Origin of the sequence: Ensifer sp. LC384 (assembly GCF_001695865.1) — a bacterium.
In the GTDB taxonomy this organism is placed as follows: domain Bacteria; phylum Pseudomonadota; class Alphaproteobacteria; order Rhizobiales; family Rhizobiaceae; genus Ensifer.
In genome coordinates, this window is sequence record NZ_MBST01000019.1 from 33,944 (window position 1) to 51,873 (window position 17,930).

General features: G+C 62.7%; 19 protein-coding genes. 11 read left to right on the forward strand and 8 right to left on the reverse strand.

The genetic code is table 11. The features are described from left to right. Positions 1 to 190: 190 nt before the first annotated feature. The 8 genes from BC363_RS16005 to BC363_RS16040 all read left to right on the forward strand — a co-directional run bounded on the left by BC363_RS16005 (position 191) and on the right by BC363_RS16040 (position 8,940). A complete protein-coding gene (locus BC363_RS16005; protein ID WP_065783109.1) occupies positions 191 to 1,501 on the forward strand; it encodes a sugar ABC transporter substrate-binding protein in 1,311 nt (436 codons plus the stop codon). Positions 1,502 to 1,643: 142 nt separating this feature from the next. Then, complete coding sequence (locus BC363_RS16010; protein ID WP_065783108.1) at positions 1,644 to 2,516, forward strand: sugar ABC transporter permease; 873 nt, start codon at positions 1,644 to 1,646, stop codon at positions 2,514 to 2,516. Between the two features lie 5 nt (positions 2,517 to 2,521). Continuing rightward, entirely contained in the window at positions 2,522 to 3,352 is an 831-nt protein-coding gene (locus BC363_RS16015; RefSeq protein ID WP_065783107.1) for a carbohydrate ABC transporter permease, read from the forward strand. 11 nt (positions 3,353 to 3,363) lie between these two features. Then, positions 3,364 to 4,365: an ABC transporter ATP-binding protein gene (locus BC363_RS16020; RefSeq protein ID WP_065783106.1), complete on the forward strand. Its 1,002-nt coding sequence runs from the start codon at positions 3,364 to 3,366 to the stop codon at positions 4,363 to 4,365. Beyond that, a complete protein-coding gene (locus BC363_RS16025) occupies positions 4,362 to 5,135 on the forward strand; it encodes an L-iditol 2-dehydrogenase (protein WP_065783105.1) in 774 nt (257 codons plus the stop codon). The genes BC363_RS16020 and BC363_RS16025 overlap by 4 nt, the downstream gene beginning before the upstream one ends. A 40-nt stretch (positions 5,136 to 5,175) precedes the next feature. Then, positions 5,176 to 6,660, forward strand: a complete 1,485-nt coding sequence (locus tag BC363_RS16030) for a mannitol dehydrogenase family protein (protein ID WP_065783104.1) — start codon at positions 5,176 to 5,178, stop codon at positions 6,658 to 6,660. Positions 6,661 to 6,666: 6 nt separating this feature from the next. Continuing rightward, positions 6,667 to 7,335, forward strand: a complete 669-nt coding sequence (locus BC363_RS16035) for an HAD family hydrolase (RefSeq protein ID WP_065783103.1) — start codon at positions 6,667 to 6,669, stop codon at positions 7,333 to 7,335. A gap of 21 nt (positions 7,336 to 7,356) precedes the next feature. Further along, positions 7,357 to 8,940 (forward strand): FGGY-family carbohydrate kinase, encoded by a 1,584-nt coding sequence (locus tag BC363_RS16040; RefSeq protein ID WP_065783102.1) that lies wholly within the window; start codon positions 7,357 to 7,359, stop codon positions 8,938 to 8,940. 286 nt (positions 8,941 to 9,226) lie between these two features. Here BC363_RS16040 and BC363_RS16045 read toward each other — a convergent pair whose 3' ends face one another. Continuing rightward, positions 9,227 to 10,021, reverse strand: a complete 795-nt coding sequence (locus BC363_RS16045) for a response regulator (protein ID WP_065783101.1) — start codon at positions 10,019 to 10,021, stop codon at positions 9,227 to 9,229. Between the two features lie 135 nt (positions 10,022 to 10,156). On the opposite strand from BC363_RS16045, the gene BC363_RS16050 reads away from it, so the two are divergent. The 3 genes from BC363_RS16050 to BC363_RS16060 all read left to right on the forward strand — a co-directional run bounded on the left by BC363_RS16050 (position 10,157) and on the right by BC363_RS16060 (position 12,570). After that, positions 10,157 to 10,351, forward strand: coding sequence for a NepR family anti-sigma factor (locus tag BC363_RS16050; protein WP_053248081.1), 195 nt, complete (start codon positions 10,157 to 10,159; stop codon positions 10,349 to 10,351). Positions 10,352 to 10,359: 8 nt separating this feature from the next. Next, positions 10,360 to 10,914, forward strand: coding sequence for an RNA polymerase sigma factor (locus tag BC363_RS16055; protein WP_053248082.1), 555 nt, complete (start codon positions 10,360 to 10,362; stop codon positions 10,912 to 10,914). A 147-nt stretch (positions 10,915 to 11,061) separates the two neighbouring features. Next, positions 11,062 to 12,570 carry an HWE histidine kinase domain-containing protein gene (locus BC363_RS16060; protein WP_065783100.1) on the forward strand — a complete coding sequence of 503 codons (1,509 nt, stop codon included), beginning with the start codon at positions 11,062 to 11,064 and terminating at the stop codon, positions 12,568 to 12,570. On the opposite strand, the gene BC363_RS16065 is transcribed toward BC363_RS16060, so the two are convergent. The 7 genes from BC363_RS16065 to hemP all read right to left on the reverse strand — a co-directional run bounded on the left by BC363_RS16065 (position 12,567) and on the right by hemP (position 17,791). Next, positions 12,567 to 12,998 (reverse strand): hypothetical protein, encoded by a 432-nt coding sequence (locus BC363_RS16065; protein ID WP_065783099.1) that lies wholly within the window; start codon positions 12,996 to 12,998, stop codon positions 12,567 to 12,569. The two genes, BC363_RS16060 and BC363_RS16065, sit on opposite strands and share 4 nt — an antisense overlap. A gap of 84 nt (positions 12,999 to 13,082) precedes the next feature. Continuing rightward, complete coding sequence (locus tag BC363_RS16070; RefSeq protein WP_065783098.1) at positions 13,083 to 13,451, reverse strand: DUF883 family protein; 369 nt, start codon at positions 13,449 to 13,451, stop codon at positions 13,083 to 13,085. Positions 13,452 to 13,618: 167 nt separating this feature from the next. Further along, complete coding sequence (locus BC363_RS16075) at positions 13,619 to 14,410, reverse strand: heme ABC transporter ATP-binding protein (RefSeq protein ID WP_065783097.1); 792 nt, start codon at positions 14,408 to 14,410, stop codon at positions 13,619 to 13,621. 9 nt (positions 14,411 to 14,419) lie between these two features. Then, a complete protein-coding gene (locus BC363_RS16080) occupies positions 14,420 to 15,544 on the reverse strand; it encodes an iron ABC transporter permease (protein WP_065783096.1) in 1,125 nt (374 codons plus the stop codon). Beyond that, positions 15,531 to 16,481, reverse strand: a complete 951-nt coding sequence (locus BC363_RS16085) for a hemin ABC transporter substrate-binding protein (RefSeq protein WP_065783095.1) — start codon at positions 16,479 to 16,481, stop codon at positions 15,531 to 15,533. The genes BC363_RS16080 and BC363_RS16085 overlap by 14 nt, the downstream gene beginning before the upstream one ends. A gap of 10 nt (positions 16,482 to 16,491) precedes the next feature. Next, the gene (locus BC363_RS16090; RefSeq protein WP_065783094.1) at positions 16,492 to 17,553 is read right to left on the reverse strand and encodes a ChuX/HutX family heme-like substrate-binding protein; all 1,062 of its coding nucleotides are present in this window, start codon (positions 17,551 to 17,553) and stop codon (positions 16,492 to 16,494) included. A 10-nt stretch (positions 17,554 to 17,563) separates the two neighbouring features. After that, positions 17,564 to 17,791, reverse strand: a complete 228-nt coding sequence (gene hemP, locus BC363_RS36355; protein WP_065783093.1) for a hemin uptake protein HemP — start codon at positions 17,789 to 17,791, stop codon at positions 17,564 to 17,566. Positions 17,792 to 17,930: the final 139 nt, after the last annotated feature.

Sequence of the window (17,930 nt, forward strand, 5' to 3'; positions counted from 1 at the left end):
GAAGGGCCGGCCATGCGCCGGCCTTTTGGCGTTTATATGGCCGCTTGCTGATAAAAAATCGACAATCAAAACAGCTTCGTAACGTCTCTGGTTGCAGCGCAGCAACGAAAGCGGATTGACATTTTTTCGCGATAGGTGAGTAATTGCTCATGAGCAAGGCAAATGCTCAATTTCTTCTGGGAGGAAGTCGATGAATTTGAGAACTTTCCTGCTGGGCACATGCTCGGCAGTCGCTCTGGCAGGTCTGGCCCAAGCAGAAACGCTGACCATTGCGACCGTGAACAACGGCGACATGATCCGGATGCAGAAGCTGACGGATGCTTTCACGTCCAAGAATCCGGACATCCAGCTCGAGTGGGTAACGCTCGAGGAAAACGTGCTGCGCCAGCGCGTGACGACGGATATCGCCACCAAAGGCGGCCAGTACGACATCATGACCATCGGCACCTATGAAGTGCCGATCTGGGCCAAGCAGGGCTGGCTGTTGCCGCTCGACAATCTCGGCGCCGACTATGATGTCGACGACCTGTTGCCGGCGATCCGCTCGGGCCTGACTATCGACGACAAGCTTTATGCCGCACCATTCTACGGCGAAAGCTCGATGGTGATGTACCGCAAGGACCTGTTCGAGAAGGCGGGGCTCACCATGCCCGACGCGCCGACCTGGGACTTCATCGCCGACGCGGCGCGCAAGATCACCGACAAGGGCAACGAAGTCTACGGCATCTGCCTGCGCGGCAAGGCGGGCTGGGGCGAGAACATGGCCTTCCTGACCGCAACCGCGAACGCCTTCGGCGCGCGCTGGTTCGACGAGAACTGGAAGCCGCAGTTCGACCAGCCGGAATGGAAGAACGCGCTCGACTTCTACGTCAAGCTGATGAACGACGCCGGACCGCCCGGCGCATCCTCGAACGGCTTCAACGAAAACCTGTCACTGTTCCAGACCGGCAAGTGCGGCATGTGGATCGACGCGACGGTTGCGGCCTCGTTCGTCACCAACCCGAAGGAATCGACGGTCGCCGACAAGGTGGGCTTCGCGCTTGCACCCGATACCGGCCTTGGCAAACGCGGTAACTGGCTCTGGGCCTGGAACCTCGCCATCCCCGCCGGTTCGCAGAAGGTGGCCGCGGCCGAGAAGTTCATCGCCTGGGCAACCGGCAAGGACTATCTGACGCTCGTCGCCGACAAGGAAGGCTGGGCCAACGTTCCTCCGGGCACGCGCACCTCGCTTTACGCGAACCCTGAGTACCAGAAGGCGGCGCCATTCGCGAAGATGACGCTCGACTCGATCAACGCTGCCGACCCGAAGAACCCGGCCGTCAAGCCGGTACCCTATGTCGGCGTGCAGTTCGTGGCGATCCCGGAATTCCAGGGTCTCGGCACGGCCGTCGGGCAGCAGTTCTCGGCGGCGCTTGCCGGCCAGATGAGCGTCGACGAGGCGCTTGCCAGCGCCCAGAAGCTGACCGAGCGCGAAATGACCAAGGCCGGTTACATCAAATAGCGCTCCCAAGGGCCCGGGGTGCCGGCCGCAAATGGCTGGCGCCCCGGTAATTCCCGGAGGTAGCCAAGGGGCTCGCGCGCACGAACGCGCCGACCCAACCCGATCTCGAAACAGCATTGAATTCCGTCATTTGGGGGACGCCATGGCGACCTTGCACACCCGCTCCGCCGCGCGTCTGATGATCGCGCCCTCGGTGCTTCTGCTTCTGGCCTGGATGATCGTTCCGCTGGCCATGACAATCTATTTCTCGTTCCTGCGCTACAACCTTTTGATGCCGGGGATGGAAGAGTTCGCGGGCTTTTCGAACTACAGTTACTTCCTCACCGACCCCGCTTTCTTCCAGGCGATCTTCAACACGCTCGCCATCGTGCTCGGCGTGCTCTTTATCACCGTCGTCGGCGGCATCGCGCTGGCGCTTCTTCTGGACCAGCCGATGTTCGGGCAGGGGATCGTGCGCATCCTGGTGATCGCGCCGTTCCTGATCATGCCGACGGTCGCCGCGCTGGTGTGGAAGAACATGTTCATGAACCCGGTCAACGGGCTGTTTGCCTGGGTGGCCAAGCTCTTCGGGCTGCAGCCCTTCGACTTTCTCGCCAATGCACCCTTGATGTCGGTGATCCTCATCGTCGCCTGGCAATGGCTGCCCTTTGCGACGCTGATCCTTTTGACGGCGCTGCAATCGCTCGATGAGGAGCAGAAGGAAGCAGCCCAGATGGACGGCGCCAGCGCCTGGAGCCGCTTCATCTATCTGACCCTGCCGCATCTCTCCCGCGCGATCACGGTCGTCATCCTCATTCAGACGATCTTCCTGCTCTCGGTCTTTGCGGAAATCCTGGTGACGACCAATGGCGGGCCGGGCACGCAGAGCACCAACCTGACCTTCCTCGTCTATGCGCAGGCGCTCCTGCAGTTCGACGTGGGCGGCGCGTCCGCTGGGGGCATCATCGCAGTCATCCTCGCCAACATCGTCGCATTCTTCCTGATGCGCATGATCGGCAAGACGCTGGAGGCTTGAGAACCATGGCACGCAATGTCTCCACCCAACGCAAACTGGTCATCACCGTCGTCGCCTGGACGATCGGGATCCTGATCTTCTTTCCGATCCTCTGGACGTTCCTGACGAGCTTCAAGACCGAGGCCGAGGCGATTGCCTCGCCGCCGTCCTTGCTCTTCTTCGAGTGGACGACGGAGAACTACTTCGAAGTGCAGAGCCGCTCGAACTACTTCCGCCACTTCATGAACTCGGTCGTCGTCTCCTTCGGCTCGACGCTGATCGGCCTCGTCATCGCCATTCCGTCCGCCTGGGCGATGGCGTTCTCGCCGACCAAGCGCACCAAGGACGTGCTGATGTGGATGCTCTCCACCAAGATGATGCCATCGGTCGGCGTACTGGTGCCGATGTACCTGTTGTTCCGCAACACCGGGCTGCTTGATACCCGCACCGGGCTGGTGATCGTGCTGACGCTGATCAATCTGCCGATCATCATCTGGATGCTCTACACCTACTTCAAGGAGATCCCCGGCGAGATCCTCGAGGCGGCACGCATGGACGGCGCCTCGCTCGCCAAGGAGATCATCTATGTGCTGACGCCGATGGCGATCCCCGGCATCGCCTCGACGCTTTTGCTCAACATCATCCTCGCCTGGAACGAGGCGTTCTGGACGCTGAACCTCAGCGCCGCGAAAGCGGCGCCGCTGACGGCCTTCATCGCCTCCTATTCGAGCCCCGAAGGCCTGTTCTACGCCAAGCTTTCGGCGGCCTCGACCATGGCCATCGCCCCCATCCTCATACTCGGCTGGTTCTCGCAGAAGCAGCTCGTGCGCGGCCTCACCTTCGGCGCGGTCAAATAAGGGATACGACAATGGGAAACATTACACTCAGAAACGTCTCGAAGGTCTTCGGCGCCCATGCCGTCATCCCGTCGATCGACCTCAACATCAACGATGGCGAGTTCGTGGTCTTCGTCGGCCCGTCGGGCTGCGGAAAATCGACGCTGCTCAGGCTGATCGCCGGGCTTGAGGATGTCAGCGACGGCGAGATCGTCATCGACGGCAAGAACGCCACCGAACTACCGCCGGCGCAACGCGGCCTGTCGATGGTGTTCCAGTCCTATGCGCTCTATCCGCATATGAGCGTTCGCTCGAACATCGCCTTTCCGCTGAAGATGGCGAACGAGGACAAGGCCGCCATCGACAGGAAGGTGTCGGACGCCGCCCGCGTGCTCAACCTGACCGACTATCTCGATCGCAAGCCCCGCCAGCTCTCCGGCGGCCAGCGCCAGCGTGTCGCCATCGGCCGCGCGATCGTGCGCCAGCCGAAGGCGTTCCTGTTCGACGAGCCGTTGTCGAACCTCGACGCAGCCCTGCGCGTCAACATGCGGCTGGAGATCAGCCAGTTGCACCAGGATCTGAAGACGACCATGGTCTACGTTACCCACGACCAGGTCGAGGCGATGACCATGGCCGACAAGATCGTGGTGCTCAATCGCGGGCGCATCGAGCAGGTCGGCTCGCCACTCGACCTTTACCACAAGCCGGACAATCTCTTCGTCGCAGGCTTTATCGGTTCACCGCGCATGAACTTCGTTTCCGGTACGCCGGCCGCCGCCTACCAGGCGCACACGATGGGCATCCGGCCCGAGCATCTGCTGCTTTCCAAGGAAAATGGCACCTGGAGCGGCACAGTCGGCGTTGCCGAGCATCTAGGCTCTGACACCTTCCTGCATGTCAATGTCGACAATATCGGTACGGTGACCGCGCGTGTCAGCGGCGATTTCGCCGTCACCCACGGCGACCGGGTGTTCCTGACGCCCGATGCCCAACGTGTCCACAGGTTCGACGACAAGGGGCTGGCAGTTCGATGAAACGTCTTCACGGGAAAAGCGCGCTGATCACCGGATCCGCGCGGGGTATCGGTCGCGCCTTCGCCGAAGCCTATGTGCGCGAAGGCGCCAGGGTGGCAATTGGCGACATCAATGTGACGCGGGCGCGTGAGACCGCATCGGAAATCGGCCCGAGCGCCTATGCCGTCGAGATGGACGTGACGCAGCAAGGCTCGATCGATGCGGCGATCGCATCGGTCGTCGCCGAGGCTGGGGGGCTCGATATTCTCGTCAACAATGCGGCGCTCTTCGATCTCGCACCGATCGTCGAGATCACCCGCGAAAGCTATGACCGGCTGTTTGCAATCAATGTTTCGGGAACGCTGTTCACGATGCAGGCTGCCGCCAGGCAGATGATCGCGCAGGGCCGGGGCGGCAAGATCATCAATATGGCGAGCCAGGCAGGCCGGCGCGGCGAGGCGCTGGTCGCCGTCTATTGCGCCACCAAGGCAGCGGTCATCAGCCTGACCCAGTCAGCCGGGCTGAACCTGATCAAGCATCGCATCAACGTCAACGCCATCGCGCCCGGTGTGGTCGACGGCGAGCACTGGGACGGCGTCGACGCGCTGTTTGCCAAATACGAGAACCGTCCGCGCGGCGAGAAGAAAAAGCTCGCAGGTGAGGAAGTGCCCTATGGGCGCATGGGAACGGCCGAGGATCTCACCGGGATGGCGATCTTCCTCGCCTCGGCCGAGAGCGATTACGTCGTTTCGCAGACCTACAACGTCGATGGCGGCAACTGGATGAGCTGAGGCCAGTCTTTGGACGGTGCCTCGATAAGGAAACGGGACCATGACGACCAAACTCTCTCTTGCGGCGCTCGACGCAGTGAAGGCCAGGGCCGGCGTGCCAAGCTACGACCGCGCCGGACTGAAAGCCGGTATTGTGCATTTCGGTGTCGGCAATTTTCACCGTGCCCATCAGGCCGTCTATCTCGACGATCTCTTCAATGCCGGGCACGACCACGACTGGGCGATCATCGGCGCAGGTGTGCTGCTCTCCGACGAACAGATGCGAGCCAAGCTTGAGGCACAGGATTTCCTGACGACGGTTGTCGAGCAGGACAACAACCGCACCGGCGCGCATGTCACCGGCGCGATGATCGACTACCTGAAGCCCGGGGATGTCGCCGGCATCGTTGCGAAGCTTGCCGATCCGGCGATCCGCATCGTTTCGCTGACGATCACCGAGGGCGGCTATTTCATCGACCCGGCCTCCGGCGTCTTCAATCAGACCCACCCAGCCATCGTCGACGACGCCCAAAATCCGGCTTCGCCGAAGACGGTTTTCGGCCTGATCGTCGCCGGGATGAAGGCCCGTCGCGACAGCCAGGTCCCGCCGTTCACGGTGATGTCCTGCGACAACATTCCGGGCAATGGCGAGGTGACGCACGCGGCGGTGTCTGGCCTTGCGCGGCTCTTCGACCCTGATTTCGCCGACTGGATCGATGCCAATGTCGCCTTCCCCAACGGCATGGTGGATCGCATCACGCCGGCCACCGGCGCACGCGAAATCGGCATCGTGGCTGCGGACTACGAGATCGAGGACGCCTGGCCGGTGTTCTGCGAAGAATTCAAGCAATGGGTGCTGGAAGATCATTTTCCGCAAGGACGCCCGGCGCTCGAGAAGGTCGGCGTGCAGTTCGTGCCCGATGTCGCGCCCTACGAGCACATGAAGATCCGTATCCTCAATGGCGGCCATGCGGCGATCGCCTATCCCGCCGCCTTGCTCGACATCCATTTCGTCCACGAGGCGATGGAGGAGCCGCTGATCCGTGCCTTCCTCGCCAAACTTGAACATGACGAGATCATTCCCGTCATTCCGCCGGTGCCGGACACCGATCTCGGCGATTATTACAGGCTGATCGAGACGCGTTTCTCCAACCCGAAGATCGGCGATACGATCCCGCGGCTGGCGCAGGACGGCTCCAACCGGCAGCCGAAATTCATCCTGCCGTCGACAGCGGACCGGCTGGCGCGCGGCGAAGATGTCGTCGGCCTGGCGCTTGTGTCGGCGCTTTGGTGCCGCTACTCCGCCGGCACGACCGACAGCGGCAGGCAGATCGTCTTCAACGACCAGAACGCCGATAGGCTTCAGGCGGCAGCCGTTGCCGCCAAACAGGATCCGATGGCCTTTCTGGCGCTGTCGGACATTTTTGGCGCGGTCGCGCAGTCCGATCTTTTCCGCAGGCGTTTCGCCCAAGTATTGAAAACCCTTTGGGAAAAGGGTACGCGCGCTACGCTCCAGCTTTATCTGGACGGTAAGCTCGGGGGCTAGGGTGTTATGGCGGACGGCGCGTCCAGGCTGGTGATTTTCGATTGCGACGGCGTGCTGGTCGACAGTGAACCGATCTCGCTCGAAGTCCTGGTGGACGTGCTCGCCGCAGCCGGCGTGTCGATGACGAGGGAGGAGGCGACCGAAAGGTTTCTCGGGCGCAGCCTGAAAAGCATGTCTGCCATTCTTCACGACGAGTATGGCCTGGCGACTGACGACGCCTTTCTCGAAGACATGCGCACGCGGCTCTACCAGCGTTTCCGCACGGAGCTGCAGCCGATCGCCGGCATCCGCCAGGCGGTCGAAGGGCTTGGTGTCGCCTGTTGCGTCGCCTCGTCCAGCCAGCCGGAACGCATCCGGCTGTCGCTGACCGTCACCGGCCTGATCGATCTTTTCGAGCCGAATATCTTCTCTGCAACGATGGTCAAACATGGCAAGCCGGCGCCCGACCTGTTTCTGCTGGCAAGCCGGGAGATGGGCTACGCGCCCAAGGACTGTATCGTCGTCGAAGACAGTCCGGCCGGCATCGAGGCGGCGCATGCCGCCGGCATGCGGGCTTTTGCCTTCGCCGGTGGCGGACATGCGCGCAGCGAGCGTCACCGACAGACACTGGCCGACCTCGGCCCCGACGTGCTGTTTGACGACATGGGCGAATTGTTACAGTTTGTCCGCCAATAACAGGGACGGGGACCTCCATTGATGCGTGAATTCGTCGTTGCGGTCGATGTCGGCACCGGCAGCGCCCGCGCCGGTATCTTCGACCGGAATGGCAGGCTGTTGGCGCGCGCCGACCTGCCGATCGCCATGAACCGGCCGGAGGAAAATCATGCCGAACACGATTCGGAAGATATCTGGAGGGCTGTCTGCGGCTCGGTGAGGGCTGCCAGAGACAAGGCCGGCATCGCCCCCGAAAGCGTTGCCTCCATCGGTTTCGACGCGACCTGTTCGCTCGTGGTTCGCGACCGGGACGGTGCGCCGCTTTCCGTCAATCGAAAGGGCGAGGCGCGCTGGGACACGATCGTCTGGCTCGATCATCGGGCGCTGGCGGAAGCCGATTTCTGCACCGCCACCGAACACCCGGTTCTCGATTTCTCCGGCCGCGTCATGTCGCCGGAGATGGAGATGCCGAAGCTGATGTGGCTGAAGCGGAACCTGCCGGCGCAGTGGGAGAAGGCGGGCTTTTTCTTCGATCTTGCCGACTATTTGTCCTGGCGGGCGACGGGTAGTGCGGCGCGCTCGCGCTGCACGCTGACCGCGAAATGGAATTATCTCGCCCATGAACAGCGCGGCTGGCAGGCGGACTATCTTGTGCGGATCGGCCTTGAAGATCTGCTGACGCGGGGCGGATTGCCGGAGGAAACGCTGCCGGTCGCAAGCTCGGTCGGCGGCCTGTCCGCGAAGGCTGCCGCAGAGCTCGGCCTTGATACCGGTTGCCAGGTGGCGCCGGGATTGATCGATGCCTATGCCGGCGCGCTCGGCGTGCTCGGCGGCTTTGCCGGAAAACCGGAAAAGCTCGAGCGGCAGCTCGCGCTGATCGCCGGAACCTCCAGCTGCATCGTCGCCTTCTCCAAGGACATGAAGCCTGGCTTCGGCATGTGGGGGCCGTATTTCGAAGCGGTGCTGCCCGGGGCCTGGCTGATCGAGGGAGGCCAATCGGCAACCGGCGCCCTGCTCGATCACATTGTGCGGGTCCATGGCGGCGGATTGGAGCCGACGACCGAGACCCACGGCCGGATCATTGCACGTGTCCAGGAATTGCGCGCCCTGCACGGAGCGCAATTTGCAGAGCGGCTGCATGTGTTGCCGGATTTCCATGGCAATCGTTCGCCGCTTGCCGATCCGCATGGGCTCGGCGTCATCAGCGGTCTGCCGCTCGATTCGTCGTTCGATGCGCTGTGCCGGCTCTATTGGCGCACCTGCGTGGCGATCGCGCTCGGTATCCGCCATATCCTCGAGACGATGCGTGAGGTCGGCTACGAACTCGACACGCTTCACGTCACCGGCGGCCACGTTCGCAATGCGCTTCTGATGGAGCTTTATTGCGATGTCACGGGGTGCCGGGTCGTTGCACCCGATGCGCCTGACGCTGTGCTGCTCGGCACGGCGATGGCGGCGGCGGTTGCCGGTCAGGTTCACGTCGATCTCGGTGCGGCCGGCGCTGCCATGGCGTCCGGCGGGCGAGAGCAGTTGCCGAACGCCGCCATGCGCGAAATCTACGACGGTGACTACCGCCGCTTCCTTGCACTTTATCGTCATCGGGACGAGCTCGACGCACTCCAATAAAAAATCGAACGCAACGCAGACTGCCGGGAACCTTTGCCTGCGTCACGCATTTTATTGGAGACCGGACGGTGGCGCGCATCGCCCCCAATGTGGCGCCGGAGGCAAGCCGCCGGTCTACAACTCACTTCCCCGGTGAGTTGAAAAATGTCAGCCAGTGCCTTCCCTCGGCACTGGCTGTTTTGTTTTTTAGCCCTTTCATTGCCGGGTGTGCCGGCTGAAACAAGCAGTCAGCAGACAAACGAAAGCCGGCGACCGAGGCCGCCGGCGATAAAGGCTGTGTCGATGATCAGGCTGCGGCCTTCGTCGACTCGTTGAAGAACAGCGCCTGGCTGATCAGTGCCTTCACCATGTCAGGATTGAAAGGCTTGGTGACCAGGAAGGTCGGCTCGGGACGTTCGCCGGTCAGCAACCTCTCGGGGAATGCGGTGATGAAGATCACCGGGATAGCGCTGGTCTTCAGAATGTCGTTGACCGCGTCGATGCCGGAGCTGCCGTCGGCAAGCTGGATATCGGCAAGCACCATGCTCGGCCGGGTCTTCTTGTAAAGCGCAATCGCCTCGTCGTGGGTGCGGGCGATGCCGGTGACACGGTGGCCGAGGCTCTCGACCATGTTTTCGATATCGATGGCAATCAGCGGTTCGTCCTCGATGATCATGATATCGGTTGCGACCTGTCGCGAGATTTCCTGAGAGGCGCGGTCGAGAAGGGCGCCGACCTTGTCGTCGCTGACGTCAAGGATTTCGCTGGCTTCCTCGGGCCGGAAACCTTCGACCGAGACGAGAAGGAAAGCCTGCCGGGCAAGCGGCGACACGTTTGCCAGATTGACCGAGGCGCGTTGCTCCCAGGCAAAGGGCGAAACCGGTTCGGGAACCAGCACCGAAGAGGAGCCGAAGAGCGACGTATAGAGGCGGAACAGCGAGACCCGGTCATTGCGGGCCTCCGGGAAAATGGAGGTATCGGCAATCAGGGCCTCAAGCACGGCGGCCACATAGGCGTCGCCGGATGTCTGCGAGCCGGTCAATGCGCGCGAGTAGCGGCGCAGATAGGGCAGCAGCGGCGCGATCCGTGTGGACAATGTCATTGGGCACTCCCTCGAGAATATTTCTTGCAGTGACGTCGCCAAAACGTTTCACGCAAAAAAAAGTTCCGGGAGGGAACATTTCATTTTTCAGACGCGTTAAGGCGGTAATGAACACCACAAGGCGACATATTGACAATGAAGTATAAAACAGGGGCGGGGCGCACTTCCGGTACGACCTCATGGACCGAAGACCCGAACGCGCAGATTGCGGCCAAGCTGAAGGCGCTCTACCAGTCCGTCCAGGAAGAAGCGATACCCTCACGTTTTCTCGATCTTCTGGAGAAACTCGACGCAGCCGAGCAGCAGGCGGTTCTGCAGGGAAGGGAGTGAACGCCGGAATGTCGTCGGAAAAGAATGATTTCAAGCGAGAGATGCTCGCCGCTCTGCCGAGCCTTCGTGCCTTTGCCATGTCCCTCATCGGTCGCCATGACCGGGCCGATGATCTTGTCCAGGACACGATCATGAAAGCCTGGGCCAAGCAGGACCATTTCCAGATGGGCACCAACATGAAGGCTTGGCTGTTCACGATCCTGCGCAACGAGCTTTACAGCCAGATGCGCAAGCGCGGACGCGAGGTGCAGGACAGCGACGGCCATTTCACCGAATCGCTGGCCCACCATCCGGAGCAATATGGTTCACTCGATCTGCAGGATTTCCGGCGGGCGCTGGAGATGCTGCCGCCGGATCAGCGCGAGGCGATCATTCTCGTCGGTGCGTCGGGCTTTTCCTACGAGGAGGCGGCGACGATCTGCGGCTGCGCCCTCGGTACGATCAAGAGCCGGGTGAACCGCGCCCGCCAGCGCCTTCAGGATATCCTCCAGGTGCAGGGTGAGAACGACTACGGTCCGGACGAGACGTCCGCCCCCATTACGTCACGGGCATTCGTTTCCTGATCCGAAAGCGTTTTTGGCTGCCAGGGCGTTGCAAATCGAGAGCAGCCCTGCTTTCACTGGCGGCCTGAACGCCTCCGCAGACAAGCGCCGTGTGCAGATAGCAATCGGCGCCGGCCGACGGATGCGGCAGCTTGGAGTTGAGGCGGGATGCGCGAAAAAAGAGAAGAAAAAACCGCCCCGCCGGCCACATCGTTGCTCGACGTCCCTGAGCGCCTGAGTGTGCTGCATGCGACGGTGCCCGACATGGCGGTGCCCGACGCGGACTTCGACGGCATTGCCGAAATCGCCGCAGGCCTCTTCGACGCGCCGATCGCGCTCGTGAGCCTTCTCGATCGAGAGTGGCAATGGTTCAAGGCTGCCGTCGGCACAACGGAGACGCGGGCGTCGTCGGAAGATTCGTTCTGCATACACGCCGCCGCCGATGCTGACAGCGTCGGCCTTGTTGTTCTCGACGCCTCCGTCGATCTGCGCTTTCGCAATCGGCCGCGGCCCGCCGGCGCGCCCTTCCTGCGCTTTTACGCCGGCGCGTCGATCATTCTCGATGGCCAGCCGATCGGCACGGTTTGCGTGCTGGATGTCGTGCCGCGCAAGGAGATCGCGCCGTATCTGATGGAACAATTGCGCCGGCTGGCCGATCTGGCCGCCACGCTTTTCAAGTTGAAAGACGAGGCTCGCCGCCGCGCGATCAAGGAGGCGGCGCTTTCCCGCGAGGAACAGCGCCACGCGATGGCGCTGGAAGCGGCCAACATCGGCAGCTGGCTCTGGGACGTCCGGTCTGGCATGATCGCCGGCAACAGCGCCATGATGCGCATGTTCGGATTGCCCGCGGAGCGGCCGTTCGGCGCCAGGGAAGTGTTCGGCGCCATTCATTCCGATGACCGTGGCGCGACCTTCGCCAAGCTTCGCCAGGCAATGAAGGCGGATGAGGAGTATGACGGCATGTTCCGGGTCGGTAACACCGGCCGCTGGCTGCTTGGTCGCGGGCGAGTGCATGATCGGGACAGCAAAGGAAATCCGCTGACCTTCATCGGCGTCACCATCGATGTCACCGACCAGCAGGCATCGGTTCAGCGGACGCGGCTGTTGCTCAAGGAACTCAATCACCGGGTCAAGAATACGCTGGCGATGCTGCAGTCTCTCGCCCGCCAGACCCTGCGCCAGACCAGCGATCCCGCCGAATTCATGACCGCTTTTGCCGGAAGACTTCAGGCAATCTCGGAGGCGCATGGTCTGCTTTCCGACCACGAGTGGGGCACGATCCGGCTTGCGGACCTGATTTCCAAGCAACTGATGCCACATGTCAGCGTCTATGCGGACCAGATCGAATTGCACAAGGACGAAGTGCTGCTCGGCCCCGACCAGGCCGTCGGCCTGGGGCTCGTGCTGCACGAACTTGCGACCAATGCCGTGAAATACGGCTCGCTGTCGGTACTGAACGGCAAGGTGGTGCTGACGGCACGCAACGTCGTCGAGGAAGGCGAGGCGGTGTTGCATCTGACCTGGACTGAGGTTGGCGGGCCGCCAGTGCGCGAACCGAAGCGTCGCGGCTTCGGCTCCATTCTGATCGAGCGCAGCCTCGACAAGGTTCTCGGCAGTTCGGTGAAGGTGGAATACATGGCGGCCGGGGTGACTGCCCTGATCCGCCTGCCGCTTTAGGGTTCCCGCCGCGGCCTGCGTTTCTTGCCTGCGCCGAGCAAGGCGCCGATGGCAAGGGCGGTGCCGACCGCGAGCAGCGGCTGTTTGCGCAGAATGCTGGCCGCGGCCAGCATGGTCAGATTGGTTTGCATCATCGACCGCCGCCGACGCTCTTCGGCGAGCCGCCTATCCCGCCCTTGCAGGGCGATCATCACGATGATCAGCACCAGGGCTGTCAGGATGAGGGCTGCGGCTATCGACGCCGCTGCGACGACCGGCGAATAGGCGGCGCTGAGATAAAGCGCGATTGCGATCAGTGCGAAGATGTAGGCGGTGACAAGCAGCACGGCAACGACGGCGCACAAGACTGCGTTGCGTTTGAAACGTGATGCGGTGGCGCCGATGTCGGCGGCCAGCAAGGCGGACAGGGCAGCCCCGAGTGGTCCCATGCGCTTTTTACTCCTGGTAACACGTCAAAACGGGTGGGACGCTGCTGGCGTTCCCACCCCGTTCCATGATTGCCTGCCGTGCACCTAGCGCCGCAGAAGTGCTGCGGCGATCAGGCCGATGAGAGCCGCCGTGCCAAGTGTTGCGAACGGGTGTTCGCGCACCGCGTTGCGAAGCTGCTTTTCCGTGCCCGCGTAACGATCGCGCAGGTCGCCCAACAATTCCTCGCCGCTTGCGAGCAGGTCCTGAAGGCCGGCTTCCGCCTGGTCGCGCGCATCATGTGCCTTGCTGCGTGCCTGTTTCGACGCGTCGGCACTGCGGTCGGCAAGCAACGCGACGAGTGCCGCCATGTCGCTGCGCAGTTCGCTGAGCTGGTCTTCGATCGAAATGTCCTTGAGCGCGCCGTTGCGCTTGCTCGACCGGGAACTGGAACCTGAGAAGAGGCCTGAAGCCATGACTGGTCTCCCTTTCGCTGCAACGCCGGCCAAGGGCGACCGGCGTGATCTGCTCGAACCGGCATGGCAAGCTCATCGCCACGGCCGGCACTTCAGGAAGGACAACGCACGAGTGCGCAAATTGTTTCGATAAATCTTGAAGTTGGCGCGATTTGCCACCGTCGCCGCTAGAGCGTCGCCGTCTGCGGCAACACGAAGGGCACGCCGGCGGCCGGCATGGCGCTGACCTGCATGCGGCAGCCGAACACCGCTTCCATCGTCTCGTCGGTGAGCACATCGCGCGGAGCGCCGCTTGCTCGGATCTTGCCGGCTTTCATCATGATCATCCGGTCGGCGAACATCGCCGTCAGGTTGAGGTCATGCATGACGGCGATGACGCCGCCGCCCCGCTCGCAGAATCGGCGCGCAAGCTGCATGATCGTCAGCTGATGGCGGATATCGAGGCTCGAGACTGGCTCGTCGAGTAAGAGGTAACGCGGTTCGCCATCGGCGACCGGGTCGGAAATCTGACAGAGGACGCGGGCAAGTTGGACGCGCTGCTGTTCGCCGCCCGAAAGCTCCTGATAGAAGCGCCCGGCAAAGCCGCCGAGATCGACAGCCTCGAGCGCATCGGCGGCAATGCGGTCATTGGCCTTGGCATCGGAGGTCGCGCCCGAGGCCAGGCCAAGCCGCACCACTTCGCGCACCGTGAAAGGAAACGAAATCACGGTGGATTGCGGCAGCACCCCGCGTCTCAGCGCGAGCTCCCAGGGTTTCAGGCCCATGAGATTGCGGCCGTTGATGCTGATCGAACCGCCTTCTGGCGGCAGCTCGCCGGAAATCGCCTTCAACGTCGTGGTCTTGCCACAACCGTTCGGCCCGACGATCGCCGTCAGCGCACCTGGCACTGCTTCAAGCGAAACGCCATGGATGACCTGACGTCCGCCAAGCCGGACGGAGAGGTTGGATACCTTGATCATGGTCTCGTCTCACAGTCCCATATTCGTGCGGCCGCGCAGCAGGATCCAGAGGAAGAACGGCGCGCCGATGAAGGCGGTGACGATGCCGATCGGCAGCTCTGCCGGCGAGGCGATGGTGCGGGCGATCATATCGGCCAGGATCAGCAAGGTTCCGCCGAGCAGCGCCGATGCCGGCACGAGGTAGCGGTGATCCGGGCCGATAACGAGGCGCAGCAAATGCGGCACGACGATGCCGACGAAACCGATGCCGCCGCTGACCGCCACCGACGCGCCGGTTGCCGCGGCGACGCTGACTATGGCGATGTTCTTCATTCGCTGCACTGGAATGCCCATGTGGAACGCGGCCGCTTCGCCGAGCGTGATGGCGTTGAGACCGCGTGACAGGAAGGGCGTGACGGCCAGCGACAGAAGGATGATCGGTGCTGCCGCGGCGATCTTCGTCCAATTGGCGCCGGCAAGCGAGCCGAGGCCCCAGAAGGTGACGTCGCGCAGCTGCTTGTCGTCGGCCATGAAGATCAGCACGCCGGTGAATGCGCCGGTCAGTGCACCGAGCGCAATGCCCGCGAGAAGCAGCGTCGCAACCGACGTCTGGCCGCCGCGCGTGGCGATCCGGTAGAGCAGAAGCGTGGTGACGAGGCCGCCGATGAAGGCCGCAACCGGCAAGGCATAAAAGCCGAAGAGCGCAAACAGCGGCCCGAACACCGCAGAGCCGAGCACGATCAGCAGGACGGCGCCAAGACTTGCACCGGAGGAAACGCCGACAAGGCCGGGATCGGCCAGCGGATTGCGGAACAGCCCCTGCATGACGACGCCGGAGACGGCGAGCGATGCTCCAACGAGCATGCCGAGCACGGCGCGCGGCAGCCGGATGTCGAGAATGATGATACGGTCGCGAACGCTCAGGACCTGGTCCGCGTCGTTGGTGCCCAGGAGCCAGCGCACGACGTTGGACAGCGAAGCATCGGCAGCGCCGGTCATGATCGAACCGACGAAGGTTGCCGCCGCAAAAACGACGAGCAGCGCAATGATGACGCGGGCCAGCCGCGCACGATTGCCGGACCGCCATTCGGCCCGGATATCGGCGGCGAGGGCCGTCAGGCGCATGCCCCGGTCCAATGCCTCACTGCGAGGCATTGGTCTTCTTTCCGTAGATTGCGGCATTGAGCTCGCGGATGGCGCCTGCCGTGCGCGGGCCGAAACCGAGCAGGTGCAGGCCGTCCATGCGGATCAGCGCCTTGTTTTTGGCGGCAGGCGTCAGGCTCAGCGACGGCAGGGCGAAAAGTTCGTCCGCCTTGGCGCTGTGCTCGCCGCCGCGATCCATCATCAGGATGACGTCGGGCTTGGCTTCGATGATCGCCTCGTCGGTCAGGGCCTTGTAGCCGGGGAACTTTCCGGCGGCGTTGATCGCGCCGGAAAGCTCGATGATGCCGTTGGCGGCGGTGCCGGTGCCCGAAGCCATGATCTTGCCGCCCTGGGTGCTGAGCACGAAAAGAACGCGTTTGCGTTCGCTTTCCGGACGCTTGGCGCCATCGGCGATGGCCGCGGCAAGATCGGCTTCCACCGACTTTGCCAGCGCTTCGGCCTTGTCAGGCACATTGAGGAAGGCGCCGACCGAGCGGATCTTGGCCGGGATGCTGTCCTTGTCGAAGGTTTCCGGCACGCTGGTAAAGGCGATGTTGGCCTCCTTCAGGACGGCAAGCGCCTCCGGTGGGCCGCTGCCTTCGATGGCGATGATGGCGCTCGGATTGACCGCGATGATGCCTTCCGGAGCGAGCTGGCGCATGTAGCCGATATCAGGCAGCTTGGTTGCCGCTTCCGGATAGGTGCTCGTCGAGTCGCGGCCGACCAATCGGCCTTCCTCGCCAAGCGCGTAGATGATCTCGGTAATCGCGCCGCCGACCGAAACGACGCGCGAGACGTCCGGCTGCTCTATGCTCTGCGCCATTGCCGGACGGATGAACGACGGCGCCCCCGGCGCCACGGCGGGCAGCAGGAAAGGAGCCGAAACCGCAAATGCGGCCAGGGCCAGCTCCCAGCGGCGAAGGCGGCGGAAGTCGAGACCGTTGATCATCACACTGTCCTTAAGCTGCGACGGTGGTGTTGAGGCGCGCCAGGCCTTCGGCGATATCGCGCCATTCGGGACGCTCGGCAAAACCTTCCTTACGCTTGCCGAAGAACTGGATGATCATCTCGCCCTTGGCATCGAGCGCCTCGATCGAGGTGACGTGACCATCGACCGTCGGCTTGCGCACGGCCCAAAGCTCGGCAATGTGATCGGTGCGCAGGTGAAGATGGAAGGTCGGGTCCATGACGTTGAGCCAAGGGCCCATCGGAGCGATCTTGGCGATCGGGCCGGAATGGATCTGGATCATGCCGCGGTTGCCGACGAAGCACATGATCGGCAGTTCGATCTCGGCGCTGGCGCGCATCATCGTCTCGACGCTTGACGGCTCGAGACGCCATGCAAAGTCGTCACCAATATGCTGCAGCGCCTGACGGCGACCGATCTTCAGCTTGCGCAGCAGGCCGTGGAACTGATGCGTGTCGGTCATCTTGGCCCAGCGGTCGCGTAGTTCGGTAACGTCGACGACGCTTTCCTGCTTGTCATCGGCAGCCGGTGTGCTGGCGTCGGCGACAAAGGTCTGCGACTGGTCGTCGAGACGGAAGTCTTCGACGATCTTGTCGTAGGCCGCAAGATTCGACGTCGGGCGCAGGTGCAGCTTGTGCACGGCATTGCCCCATTTGTCGAAGAACTGCAGGCTCTTGCGTGCTTCGCCGCTGTCGTCGGTCTTGGTCACGGCAAAGGCATGCGCCCATGCGCTCGGGAAGACGCGCAGGTCGATCTGCTCGCCGAGCACGATGCTGGCCATCTCGCCGGTCGTGATCTTTTCGTAGACGCCGATCTTTTCGTGAACGGCGCTCTCGTTGCGGGTCAGCGCCATGACCTCGCCCAGCTCCTCGGCGCGCAGCAGGAAGCGGTTGGCATCCGCGTCGATGCGCACCGCGGTCAAACCACATTCTGCGGCCACGAGGGCTGCTTCCGAAACGCCAAGCTGAGCCGCGATGTCGCGCTCGCGCATTTTCGGGTTTTCAGCGCGGTAGGCACGGATTTCGGACGGGGTAGGGCGGAGGCTCTCGGTCATTGTCATTTGCCTATTTGTTCAGGATCAGTTTGCCTTGGCGGGTGATCTTCATGCGGTAGATCGCCCCGTCGTGGGAAATGAGGATCTCGCTTTCGCCGCGAAAAAGGTCGCGGCTCTCGACGATCCGCTGGACACGCTGCGCTAAGGCCGCAGGTTGCGAAAGTCGCGCATGATCGGTGTCGTCGGCTGCCACGGTTCGGTCGTCTCTAGATGGCGGGAGGCGGTGTCTTTCCCGCATTTCCTGCCGCGCAATGCGTTTGCTATCTTGACTTCATTACTCATATTTCTTTATGGACGCAATACCGGATCGCCACACTCAACTTAAGATGCTCCGCGCTTGTGGATAGATGGCGACGACTTCAACGTTCCGAGCTTCG

Coding starts and splice junctions, on each gene's coding strand:
- BC363_RS16090 (WP_065783094.1), bottom strand. CDS start 17,553: ATGACCGAGAGCCTCCGCCCTACCCCGTCCGAAATCCGTGCCTACCGC.
- BC363_RS16015 (WP_065783107.1), top strand. CDS start 2,522: ATGGCACGCAATGTCTCCACCCAACGCAAACTGGTCATCACCGTCGTC.
- BC363_RS16055 (WP_053248082.1), top strand. CDS start 10,360: ATGTCGTCGGAAAAGAATGATTTCAAGCGAGAGATGCTCGCCGCTCTG.
- BC363_RS16030 (WP_065783104.1), top strand. CDS start 5,176: ATGACGACCAAACTCTCTCTTGCGGCGCTCGACGCAGTGAAGGCCAGG.
- BC363_RS16045 (WP_065783101.1), bottom strand. CDS start 10,021: ATGACATTGTCCACACGGATCGCGCCGCTGCTGCCCTATCTGCGCCGC.
- BC363_RS16040 (WP_065783102.1), top strand. CDS start 7,357: ATGCGTGAATTCGTCGTTGCGGTCGATGTCGGCACCGGCAGCGCCCGC.
- BC363_RS16080 (WP_065783096.1), bottom strand. CDS start 15,544: ATGCCTCGCAGTGAGGCATTGGACCGGGGCATGCGCCTGACGGCCCTC.
- BC363_RS16025 (WP_065783105.1), top strand. CDS start 4,362: ATGAAACGTCTTCACGGGAAAAGCGCGCTGATCACCGGATCCGCGCGG.
- BC363_RS16070 (WP_065783098.1), bottom strand. CDS start 13,451: ATGGCTTCAGGCCTCTTCTCAGGTTCCAGTTCCCGGTCGAGCAAGCGC.
- BC363_RS16065 (WP_065783099.1), bottom strand. CDS start 12,998: ATGGGACCACTCGGGGCTGCCCTGTCCGCCTTGCTGGCCGCCGACATC.
- hemP (WP_065783093.1), bottom strand. CDS start 17,791: ATGCGGGAAAGACACCGCCTCCCGCCATCTAGAGACGACCGAACCGTG.
- BC363_RS16005 (WP_065783109.1), top strand. CDS start 191: ATGAATTTGAGAACTTTCCTGCTGGGCACATGCTCGGCAGTCGCTCTG.
- BC363_RS16075 (WP_065783097.1), bottom strand. CDS start 14,410: ATGATCAAGGTATCCAACCTCTCCGTCCGGCTTGGCGGACGTCAGGTC.
- BC363_RS16010 (WP_065783108.1), top strand. CDS start 1,644: ATGGCGACCTTGCACACCCGCTCCGCCGCGCGTCTGATGATCGCGCCC.
- BC363_RS16085 (WP_065783095.1), bottom strand. CDS start 16,481: ATGATCAACGGTCTCGACTTCCGCCGCCTTCGCCGCTGGGAGCTGGCC.
- BC363_RS16020 (WP_065783106.1), top strand. CDS start 3,364: ATGGGAAACATTACACTCAGAAACGTCTCGAAGGTCTTCGGCGCCCAT.
- BC363_RS16035 (WP_065783103.1), top strand. CDS start 6,667: ATGGCGGACGGCGCGTCCAGGCTGGTGATTTTCGATTGCGACGGCGTG.
- BC363_RS16060 (WP_065783100.1), top strand. CDS start 11,062: ATGCGCGAAAAAAGAGAAGAAAAAACCGCCCCGCCGGCCACATCGTTG.
- BC363_RS16050 (WP_053248081.1), top strand. CDS start 10,157: ATGAAGTATAAAACAGGGGCGGGGCGCACTTCCGGTACGACCTCATGG.